At 73.8% G+C, this 10,612-nt stretch carries 10 protein-coding genes; 1 reads left to right on the top strand and 9 read right to left on the bottom strand.

The genetic code is table 11. From position 1 onward, the window contains the following. The 6 genes from KS423_RS27025 to KS423_RS27050 form a co-directional block, all read right to left on the bottom strand. A partial coding sequence (locus KS423_RS27025) for a sigma factor (RefSeq protein ID WP_308020252.1) occupies positions 1–234 on the bottom strand: 234 nt, incomplete at its 3' end. After that, the gene (locus KS423_RS27030) at positions 231–608 is read right to left on the bottom strand and encodes a YciI family protein (RefSeq protein WP_224282379.1); all 378 of its coding nucleotides are present in this window, start codon (positions 606–608) and stop codon (positions 231–233) included. The genes KS423_RS27030 and KS423_RS27025, both read right to left, overlap by 4 nt. Positions 609–742: 134 nt before the next feature. Beyond that, positions 743–3,802 (bottom strand): tetratricopeptide repeat protein, encoded by a 3,060-nt coding sequence (locus tag KS423_RS27035; protein ID WP_224282380.1) that lies wholly within the window; start codon positions 3,800–3,802, stop codon positions 743–745. 15 nt (positions 3,803–3,817) lie between these two features. Continuing rightward, a complete protein-coding gene (locus KS423_RS27040; RefSeq protein WP_224282381.1) occupies positions 3,818–4,843 on the bottom strand; it encodes an RNA ligase family protein in 1,026 nt (341 codons plus the stop codon). Positions 4,844–4,960: 117 nt separating this feature from the next. Continuing rightward, entirely contained in the window at positions 4,961–6,208 is a 1,248-nt protein-coding gene (gene aroA, locus KS423_RS27045; RefSeq protein ID WP_224282382.1) for a 3-phosphoshikimate 1-carboxyvinyltransferase, read from the bottom strand. A gap of 168 nt (positions 6,209–6,376) precedes the next feature. Next, positions 6,377–6,973 (bottom strand): TetR/AcrR family transcriptional regulator, encoded by a 597-nt coding sequence (locus KS423_RS27050; RefSeq protein ID WP_224282383.1) that lies wholly within the window; start codon positions 6,971–6,973, stop codon positions 6,377–6,379. Positions 6,974–7,095: 122 nt separating this feature from the next. Here KS423_RS27050 and KS423_RS27055 point away from each other — a divergent pair, with 122 nt between their 5' ends. Continuing rightward, positions 7,096–8,508, top strand: coding sequence for an amidase (locus tag KS423_RS27055; RefSeq protein ID WP_224282384.1), 1,413 nt, complete (start codon positions 7,096–7,098; stop codon positions 8,506–8,508). Between the two features lie 15 nt (positions 8,509–8,523). Here the strand turns inward: KS423_RS27055 and KS423_RS27060 are convergent, their stop codons facing one another. The 3 genes from KS423_RS27060 to KS423_RS27070 form a co-directional block, all read right to left on the bottom strand. Then, positions 8,524–8,775: a hypothetical protein gene (locus KS423_RS27060; protein ID WP_224282385.1), complete on the bottom strand. Its 252-nt coding sequence runs from the start codon at positions 8,773–8,775 to the stop codon at positions 8,524–8,526. Positions 8,776–8,900: 125 nt separating this feature from the next. Beyond that, positions 8,901–9,608, bottom strand: coding sequence for a response regulator transcription factor (locus KS423_RS27065; RefSeq protein ID WP_224282386.1), 708 nt, complete (start codon positions 9,606–9,608; stop codon positions 8,901–8,903). After that, a partial coding sequence (locus KS423_RS27070) for a sensor histidine kinase (protein ID WP_224282387.1) occupies positions 9,605–10,612 on the bottom strand: 1,008 nt, incomplete at its 5' end. The genes KS423_RS27070 and KS423_RS27065, both read right to left, overlap by 4 nt.

Consider the following 10,612-nt stretch of genomic DNA (forward strand, 5'->3'; position numbering starts at 1 on the left):
CTCGCTGCGCACCCGGTCCACCAGCCGCCGGTCCGCGACCGTCACCAGCCAGCCCCGCGGGTTGGCCGGCACCCCGCCCTGCGGCCACTGCGTCGCGGCGGCCAGCAGCGCCTCCTGCACCGCGTCCTCGCACGCGTCGAACGCCCCGCCGTGCCGCCGCACCAGCACGCCGAGGACCTGCGGCGCCAGTTCGCGCAGCAGGCCCTCGACGGTACGGCCGGTCGTGCCGCTCACCCGCACGCCGGGAGGTCGCTCGCGGGGGACTCGTGCAGGATCGGCCACAGCTCCACCGGCTCCACGTCCGCGAACGGCATGTCCGCCGCGATCTGCTGGGCCCGCTCCAGGTTCTCGCAGTCCAGCAGGTAGAAGCTGGCCAGGTACTCCTTGGTCTCCAGGTACGGCCCGTCGGTGACCACCGGCACCCCCTCCGCCCGCCGCACCAGCTGCGCCGCCGCCGCGTCCGCCAGCCCGTACGCGCCGACCAGCTCCCCGCTCTCCCGGTACCGCGTGTTGAACGCCTCCTGCTTGGCGATCGCCTCCGGCCACGCCTCGGCCGGGAAGGAGTCCCACTTGGCCTGGTTGCCGTAGATCATCGCGACGTACTTCATCTCGGGTGTCCCCTCTGTCCCACGCGCCCCGTCGGCGCGCTGTCACCTCTCGGTCGGAGCGGAGGAACCCGGCCTCGACATCGGCCGGGACCTTTCCCGAAGAATCTTTCCGTGCCCCCGGACCCCGCTGACGATCAAGGTGCGGCAGGCGCCCTGAGCAGCCGCAGTGCGGCCTCGGCCCGCGGCCCGACGGGGTCCTCCATACGGGCCAGCTCCTCCACCCCCATGCGGACGTCGACCAGAACCGCGCCGGTACGGGGTACGGCGAGGAAGTCATGAACCAGCGCATCCGGCGCGGTGTCCTGGACGACCAGCCCGTGGAGCAGTTCCGCCGCGGCCGAGTCGACGGCTTCACCTGACGCCCTGGCGACGTCCAGGTACTCGTTCCATGCGGCCAGGGACGCAACCCGCCCGCTCTCCACGATGCGCATCATGGCCGTCTCCCAGAGGACGCTCGAATCCGCCGCGTCCACCTCCGCCGCTCGCCGGAGGACTGCCCATGCTTCCTGGATCCGTCCACCGCGCCGATGAACAGCGGTCAGCGCACAAAGGATCCAGACGCTCTCGGGATCACCGGACAGAGCCCTGGAAAGGTCGACAGCCGCCGAATCGAGTTGACCCGACAATGCTTTTGTCAGTCCCTGGATCCCGAGCAGCCATGCGTTCTCGGGGTCCAGCTCAAGGGCTGCCGCACAGTCTGCTCTCGCTTCGTCCAACCGGCCGGCGGTCCGGTTCACCTCGCCACGGAATCCGATCACTCGGCCGTTCTCCGAGTCCAACTCGACAGCCGCGTTCAGATCGGCCAGTGCCTCGTCCAGCAGACCCGCCTGCCAATAGGCCAACCCACGCTGGAGCAGCGCGCGCCAGTACCGTGGTTTCAGCTCCAGAACCGCGGTGAAGTCAACCACCGCCTCGTCCAGGCGGTCCGCCAGCAGGTGGGCCTCGCCACGGCGGACCAGCACCCACCCGTCCCCGGGATTCAGTGTCAAGGCCTCCGTGAAGTCCGCCACCGCCTCATCCGGACGACCGGCCCGCTGATGGGCTTCACCGCGGTAGGCCCGTGCCCAACCGATCCGGGAGTCCGATGCCAAGGCCGCCGTGAAGTCCGCCACCGCTTCGTCCAGGCGCCCCGCATCCAAATGGGCTCTACCGCGGTAGGCCTGAACCCTCGGGGTCAGGCCTACCGCGGTGAGGTCCGCCACCGCTTCGTCCGGACGCCCCGCCTCCAGGTGGGCGCGTCCTCGGATCGAAAGCGCCCCGTCCAGATTCGGGTTCAAGGAGAGCGCCGTTGCACAGTCCGCCACCGCCTCGTCCGGTCTGCCCGACTCCAGCCAAGCCACGCCGCGGAGCGCCCACGCCCACGAGTACTCGGGATCGAGGTCCAGAGCAGCTGTGAGATCGGCCAGCGCCTGCTCCTTACGGTTGTTGGCCAAGTGGACCCGGGCACGGTAGGCACGCGCCTCTGGCAGGCCGGGCGAGATTGCGACGGCACAGTCGAGATCAACCAGTGCGTCCTCATCGCGGTCTGCCCTGAAGTGGTTGTCCCCCCGTTCGGCAAGCGCTCGGGCCCGGACGACCGGTGGAAGCCCCGGGGCACAGAGGGCGGTGAGGGCATGGGTCTCCGGGTCCTCCGTACCGACAGCCGCGTGCAGCCGCCGTGCCCACCCGTCCAGTTCCCTGTCCTCGCTGACCTGCGCCGCCTGTCCGAGCATGTCGACCCATCCGGCCAGGTTCCTGTCCGCGAGTCGCGCCACGTGTTCCAAGGCATGAGCCAGGTTCGCCGTCGGATTCGCACACAGCAGGTGGTACGTCTCGTGCAGCGCGAGACGACACCACTGATCGCCCCTCCAGCGCGGCTGCTCCGGACCCTCCTGTTCCAGGGCCTCGCGGGCAGCTCTGTGCTGCTCCGCCAGGCGGCCGTGCGCCGCTGCCCAGTCCGTGGGCGAGTGCATCCGCCGGCGCCGCAGCAGGCTCGCCCGCACCACCGGGTGGTACTGCCAGTACGAGCCGTGCCCCAAGACGAACGGCTGGCTCAGCAGCCAGTCCCAGGCGCCCCCGGCCGCACCCGGCACCGCGCAGGCGAACAGGTCGTGGTTCAGCTGCAGGGGCAGCGCCGCCGCCAGAACGGTCTCGCGACGCTCCTGTTCCGGGATCCACTGGAGGAAGCGCTCCACCGCATGGTCGGTGAGGTCGGCGCCGGCGTCGGAAACGTCGCCGACGGCCTGGAGGCCGGTCTGCGCGAGCAGTGCCACCAGCAGGGGCAACCGCATCGACAGGCCCGTCACGGCCTCGACCACCTCGGGGTCGGTGACGCCCCGGACGGCGAGGAGTTCGCGGGTCTCCTGGTCGGTGAAGACGTCGAGCGGGACGTCGACCACGGCCGGGCGCAGGGTGTCCCAGTCGCGTTCGCTCAGTTCCTCACGGCCGGCCAGGACCACCATGACGTCGAGCGGGACCGAACCGTAGGCGCCGTCGAGGAGTTCGCGCAGCCAGGCGCCCAGGTGCCGATCGGTCTGCTCCCAGGTGTCCAGGAACAGCACCACCCACCGGCCGTCCCGCCCGCACAGCTTCTCCAGCTCTGCGACGAATGCGCGGCTGAGCACCGCCTCCTCGCCGTCGTTGCCGCGCCGCCGTTGGCGCATTCCGGCGATGAGGCGGTCGGCACCGAGGGCGACGTTGTCCGGGTTGGCGATCGTCGCGACCACACCCCCACCCGGCAGCATGGAGGCGGCCCCGAACGCCGCCTGGGTGACGATCCGGGACGGCAGCGACGCCGTACCGCCGCCGGCGGACGGCTCCGGGACACGGTCGGCGGCGGCCTGAACGGACCGCCGGTACTCGTCGAGCGCCTTGTCGAACTCCTTCAACGGTCCGGCTTGTTCGGCCAGCTGCCGGGCGAGCGCGCTCAACGCCGACTCCAGGCCGTGGACGTCGTTCTCGTCCACCACCGCCGTCAGCGCCCCCGCCCGCCGGGCGGCCTCGCCCCACTCGGCGATCAGCATCGACTTGCCGACGCCGCCGACGCCGCGCACGTGGAAGAGGAAGTCGGCCGGATCGTCAGTGGCCTCAAGGTCCGGATCCTTGCGCAGGTTCTCCGCGAAGAGCGCCAACTGGGCCCTGCGGCCGACGAACTGGGCTCCGGCACGCCGCCGCAGTGCCTCCGTGCGTGACAGCCGCTTCCTCGCCTGAGCCATTCCGCTCCCCCGCGGTCAGGAGTTGTGCCGGTCCTCCGCGTCGAAGGCCGCCAGGGACCGAGCCCCCGGTTCGAGCGCCCGCCGCAGGGCGGCCAGGGCGGATCCATCCAACCCTCCCACATCCTCGGCGAGTTCCTCCGCCACGTCCGTCGCGATCTCCTCCGCCACGGCTTCGACAACGGTACGCGGTCCCAGTTTGCTGACGGCTGCCGCGGCCCTGGTGGGGGTGAGCAGGGCGGAGGCCTGGACGAGGAGCCAGGCGGGGACGCCGGCCGCGCCCTCCGGCGGGGGGAGGTACGGGCGGGCGCCGTCGTAGCGGTCGTCCTCGGCGAAGGCCTGCTGTTTCACCTTCACGAGCGGACGGGCCGTTTCCGACTCGTGCCACTCGCCGGCCGGCTTGAGGACGTACCCCTCGGCGAGGTTGTCCGGCAGTTCGGGCAGGCCGAACAGGGCGGGCACCCGGGTGGGGTAGCGCACCGGCAGGTCGTGCAGGCTGTTCAGGGGGCCGTGCCCGAGCAGGGGCACGCAGGTGAGCCCGGCGGCCTGGGCGGCCGTGCGCAGCATGCGGTCGGCGATCCACCAACGGCCCTCGGGCGTCTCGACGGTGGCGTCGAACGGCAGCCAGCGCAGGCCGGGTGCGTACCAGACGCCGGTCTGGACCGGGTCGACCCCGGGGACGGCGGGCACCTCGGGGTGCGGGTAGCGGCCGCCGGCCAGTTCGCCGTAGACCGTCACCACGGCCGTGGAACCCCACGGTGCGCGTACCGCGGCGGCGAACCGGGCCGCCGCGACGGACAGTTCGGGCCAGATCCGGCTCACGCCGAAGAAGCCGTCCAGCCCCTCGTCGTCCAGCAGTTCACGCCGTTTCGCAGCCCGTACCGAGCCGTCCTCGCAGACCACGGCGAAGTGCGCCCCGTGCACCTTCTCCGCCGCGCTCCACTCGCGGCTGCCGGGCCCGCCGGAGCGGCCGCGGGCGGGGATCTTGGGATAGGGCCGCAGCCCGGGCCCGTCGGGCACCGTCTCGAACACCGTCTCGGACACGAACGGCATCCTCGCCGCCGGGCCCACCGCCTGGCAACAGGGATTCCCGCCGACGGACAACAGGGATTCCCGGCGGTGGGCCCGGGTGGCCCGACAGGGCCTGCCCGCCTCGACGGGTCAGACCCCCCACGCCGCCCGCAGCTCGGCGAAGGCCTCGTGGAACCCCGGGAAGGTCTTCCGCACGCAGCCCGGGTCGTCGAAGGTGATCCCGGGCGTGCGCAGCGAGGTGACGGCGAAGGACATCACGATCCGGTGGTCGGAGTGGGTGGTGATCTCGACCGGGCGCGGCGTGCCGGGCCGGATCTCGATCCAGTCGTCCCCGGTGGCCACCGTGATGCCCATCGCGCGCAGGTTGTCGGCGCAGGCCTCCAGCCGGTCGCACTCCTTGACCCGGGTGTTGTGGACGTCCTCGATCCGCACCGGCCCGGTGGCGAACGGCGCGATGGCCGCGAGCGTGGGCATGGTGTCGGAGATGTCCCGCATGTTGACGGTGATCCCGCCGAGCGCGCCGTCGCCGGCCACCGTCGTGCGGTCGCTGCCGATGTCCACCCGGGCGCCCATCCGCCGCAGTACGTCCACGAATCGCAGGTCGCCCTGGAGCGCGTCCCGGCCGAGGCCGGGGACGGTGACCTCCCGGCCGGCCAGCGCCGCGGCGGCGAAGAAGTAGCCGGCGGTGGAGGCGTCCGGCTCGATCGGGTAGTCGGCGGCCCGGTAGCCGCCGGAGGGCACCTCGAACACCTCGCCGACGGGTGTCTGCTCCCGCTTCACCTCGACCCCGAAGGAGCGCATCATCGCCAGGGTGATGCCGATGTACGGGGCGGAGACCAGCCGGGTGACGGTGATCCGCAGGCCGTCCCGGGTGAGGGGGCCGAGCAGCAGCAGCGCGGTCAGGTACTGCGAGGACTGCCCGGCGTCCAGGGTGAGTTCACCGCCGCGGACGCCGTCGGCGACGACCGTCAGCGGGTGGTGCCCCTCCGCTTCCTCGTGCCGCAGGTCCACGCCCAGCTCGCGCAGCGCCCGGGTGAGCGGGGCGACCGGGCGGCGGCGCATCTGGGGGGAGGCGTCGAAGCGGTAGGTGCCGTGGCCGGTGGTGGCGAGGGCGGGCAGGAAGCGCGCGGTGGTGGCGCCGTCCCGGCAGTACACCTCGGCGCTCGGTACGGCCGGCCCGGCCGGGCGGCCCTCGACCCGCCACGACCGCTCCGCCCGCTCGATGCGGTACCCGAGGGTGTCCAGCCCCTGGGCGAAGCCCTCGGTGTCGTCCGAGGACAGCGGCCGGCGCAGGGTCGTCACGCCCTCGGCGGCGGCGGCCAGGAACAGGGCCCGGGCGGTGATGGACTTGGACCCCGGGATCTCCACGGCAGTCACGGCATGCTCTCCCCACACGAGTGTCCGACAGGTGTCTCCGGTGACGTCGGGTCCGATCCTGCCCCACCCGGCCGCCGCGTTTCCCGACCATCCACCGACTGGACGGTGGCCTGGGCGACAACGGTGCGCAAAGGTTCGGCGGCCGGGCGCGTCCCATCGGCGCCGGGGTCACCCGGCCGGTCGGCAGCGCTCCCAGAGCCCGGCCAGGTGGGCGTGCAGAATCTCCTCCGCCTCCGCCACCGTCCGGTGCCCGACCAGGACGTGCGCGGTGAGCCCGTCGGCGAGGGCGAGCAGCGTACGGGCCTCGGTCCGCGCCGTCACCGCCCCGCCCGCGGCCTCGTCGACCAGCCTCACCATCAGCTCCTCCAGCGCCGCGTAGCTGCCCCGCAGGGACGCCGCCAGCGCCGGGTTGACGGCGGCCCCGGCGACGAAGGCGAGCCAGATCCTGGCCTCGGCCCGGTGCTCCTCGCGCAGCAGCGCCACCTCGCCCGCCACCAGCCCGAGTTCACTGGCCGCCGACTGCGCCGGGCCGGCCGTGAGCCGGCTGCGCACCCGCTCGGCGACTCGCTCGCCGATGTGCGTGAGCGCGGACAGGAGCATCTCCTCCTTGGTGCGGAAGCAGCGCTGGACGGCCCCCATCGAGACCTCGGCCCGGGTGGCGACGTCCCGCAGGGTGACGCCTTCCAGTCCGTGCTCGTCCACCAGCAGGCAGACGGCCTCGGCGATCCGCCGGCGCCGGCCCTCGTGGTCCACCTGCTTCGGCATCTCCGGTCTCCTCCTCGCCACGTCCTCCGATTTTCCGATGCAAGCGTATCGGTTCTCGGGCTATGGTTCGGTTCCGATGCGACCGCATCGGAACCTGGCCGAAGAGAACCGAGGAGACCCTCATGCCCCTGTGGAACAAGCCCGCGACCGAACTGGCCGCCGCCGTGCGCACGGGCGAGGCGTCGGCCCTGGAGGTGGTGGACAGCCACCTGGCCCGGATCGCCGAGGTCAACCCCTACCTGAACGCCGTCACCCAGCTCCTCGCCGACCGCGCCCGGTCGGCCGCCCGGAACACCGACCGCCGCCGGGCCGCGGGCGAGGAACTGGGCCCGCTCGCGGGCGTGCCGTTCACCGTGAAGGAGAGCACCCCGATCGCCGGAGTGCCCACCACCTTCGGCACCCCGCACTTCCGCGACCACGTCGCCACCGCCGACGCCGTCCCGGTGGCCCGGCTGCGCGCGGCGGGAGCGATCCCGATCGGCCACAGCAACATGCCGACCCTGATCCTCGCCGGGATGCACAGCCGCAGCGAGCTGTACGGCGACACCCGCAACCCCTGGGACGCCCGCCGCACCCCTGGCGGCAGCAGCGGCGGGGACGGCGTGGCCGTCGCCGCCGGGATGGCCCCGCTCGGGCTCGGCAACGACTCCGGCGGCTCGGTCCGCATCCCCGCCTCCTTCTGCGGGGTCGCGGCCCTCAATCCGACCACCGGCCGGTTCCCCGCCGACCAGCGCGTGATCGGCCCGGACGACCCCGGCCCGGCCTCCCAAGGCCTGGTCACCGACGGCCCGTTCGCCCGTACGGTCGCCGACCTGCGGCTCGCCTACGAGACCCTGGCGGGCACCGACCTGCGCGACCCGCGCGCCGTACCCGTCCCGCTGTACGGAGAGCCGCTCGACGGCCCGATCAGGGTCGCCGTCGTCACCGACCCGGGCGGTCGCGGCGTCCACCCCACCGTCCGCCGCGCCATCGCCGAGGCCTCCGACGCGCTGAGCGACGCCGGGTACGACGTCCGGGAGGTCCCCGACGTCCCGCGGATGGACGAGGCGTTCGACACCTACCACCGCCTCCCCGTCACCGAGTTCGCGCCGAACTGGCCCGCCGTCCGCAAGCTGCTGGGCGAGGGCGGCGACCGCTACATCGAGCTGACGATGCGCAGCGCCCCGCCCGCCGACGGCCCCGGCCTGATCCGCCTGATGAGCACCTGGACGGGCGTCCGCCGCTCATGGGCGGAGTTCCTGCACGAGTACCCGCTGCTGCTGGGCCCGGTGTTCACCGAGCCGCCGGTCGAACCCGGCCTGGAGTCGCGGGACCAGGCGGGCCGCGACCGGGTCGCCTCGGGCATGCGGCTCTGCTCGGTGAGCACCCTCGCCGGTGTCCCGGCCGTCGCCGTCCCCACCGGCCTCGCCCCGGACGGCCTGCCCACCGGCGTCCAGCTCATCAGCCGGGCCTTCCGCGAGGACCTCTGCCTGGCCGCCGCCCAGGCGGTCGAGGACCGCCTCGGCGTGCTCACCCCGATCGACCCGAGGAGGTAGCCAGGACGGGAACGGCTACCGGTGCCGGCGCAGACTCCGACGCAGACAGGCGGCCCACGCGAGCGTGAGGCCGGCCAACAGGCCGCCTTCCGCCGTCCGGAGCACCGACCCGACGGAGGAGTCCGCCGGCACCATCCCGTTCAGCACGAACGCCGCGACCGCGACCAGCACGAGGCCCAGCGTGGCCGGCCCGGCGCCGACGGCGCCTCCCCGGCGGCCTGCTCGGGCCGCCCGGGTCTCACGGGTCTCACGGGTCTCACGGGTCATGGTCGCCTCCCCGGCGGGTGCACGATCCTTCGACGTCACGAGCCCACACGGTACGGCACGGTTTCCACCGTCGGAGCCCCGGTCCCCGGCGACGGCCCCGCCCCGCCCCGCCCCGCCCCAGGGCGCTAGGCACCCGGCAGCCCCGGCACCACCAGCCCGCTCTCGTAGGCGATCACCACCGCGTGGGTCCGGTTCTGCGCACCGAGCTTGCTCAGCACGTTCCCGACGTGCGTCTTGACCGTCTCCTGGCTCACCGCGAGCGCCTGCGCGATCTCCGGGTTGGACAGCCCGGTCGCCATCAGCCGCAGCACCCCTTCCTCCCGCCCGGTCAGGCCCGCCCGGGGCAGTGCCTCGGCCGAGTCCAGCGGCCGGGCCGCGACCATCCGGCGCAGCGCGGCGGGGAACAGCACCGCCTCCCCGGCCGCCACCACCCGCACCGCCTCGGCGATCTGCGGGACGGGCAGCCGCTTCAGCACGAAGCCGCTGGCACCGGCGCTCAGCGCGGCGGTGACGTAGCCGTCGTTCTCGAAGGTGGTGATCACCACGACCTTGGGCGGGTCGGCCTGCCCCCTCAGCAGTTCGCGGGTCGCCTCGATCCCGTTGCGGCGCGGCATCCGCACGTCCATCAGCACCACGTCCGGCCGCAACAACCGGGCCTGCTCGACCGCCTCGACGCCGTCAACGACCCGCCCGACCACCGCGAGGCCCGGCTGGGCGCCCAGCAGGGTGCTCAGCCCGCTGCGGGTGACGGGGTCGTCGTCGGCGATCAGGACGGTGACGTCGGGCGGCGCGCCCGGGGCGGGGTCGGACGCGCCCGCGCCGGGCCCGCTCACGCCGACCACCGCACCGGCAGCCGGACCGCCAGCCGCCACTGCCCCTCGCCGTACGGGCCGGCCTCGAACTCGCCGTGCAGCAGCCGCACCCGCTCGGCCAGGCCGGGCAGGCCGTGGCCGGAGGTCGGGAAGCCGCTCGAACCCGGCACACCCGTACCCGCCACCCCGTTGACCACGCTCAGCTCCAACGCCTCCGGCCCCGCCGTCACCCGCAGCTCGATCGGCCCGCCCGCGCCGTGCCGCAGGGCGTTGGTCAGCCCCTCCTGGACGATCCGGTAGGCGGCCCGGGAGAGCGTGCCCTGCACCTGCGCCAGGTCCCCGGTGGTCCGCGGCTCCACGACCGCACCCGCGTGCCGCAGCCGGTCGATCAGCTCGGGCAGGTCGGTGAGGGTGCGGGTCGGCGCGGTGCCCGACTGCTCCTCCCGCAGCGCGCCCAGCACGTAGTCGAGGTCCTCCAGCGCGGCCCGGGTCGACTCCTCGATGCTGCGCATGGCGGCCCGCGCCGCCGCCGGATCGGCGGTCAGCACCTCGCCGGCGACGGCCGCCTGGATGGTGGCGGCGGTCAGGGTGTGCCCGATGGAGTCGTGCAACTCGTGGGCCAGCCGGTTGCGTTCGGCCAGCAGCCGTTCCCGCTCGGCGGCCATCGCGAGCCGCTCGGCCGGCGAGGGGCCGAGCAGCCGCGGTGCCAGCCACCGCAGTGCGGCCGACACCCCCGCGAACAGCACCGCCGCGAGGGCCAGGCTGAGCGCCGCCACCACCCAGGTCCAGACGCCCGTCACCTCCGCGCCCCAGCCGAAGAGGCTCACCCGCGCGGAGCCCTCCACCCAGCGCCCCGGCAGCGCCACCCCCGTCACGACGAGCGTGCTGCCGCCGATCAGCACCGTCCACCCCAGCGCCACGTGCGCCACCACGAAGGCCGGCGTCCGCCACCGCTCGCCCGCGGCCCCCTTCACCGGGGCGGGCACGGCGACGCCCAGCAGCCGCCGCGCCCCTGCCGCCAGCAC

The organism is Streptomyces sp. LS1784 (assembly GCF_020103755.1).
Taxonomy (GTDB): domain Bacteria; phylum Actinomycetota; class Actinomycetes; order Streptomycetales; family Streptomycetaceae; genus Kitasatospora.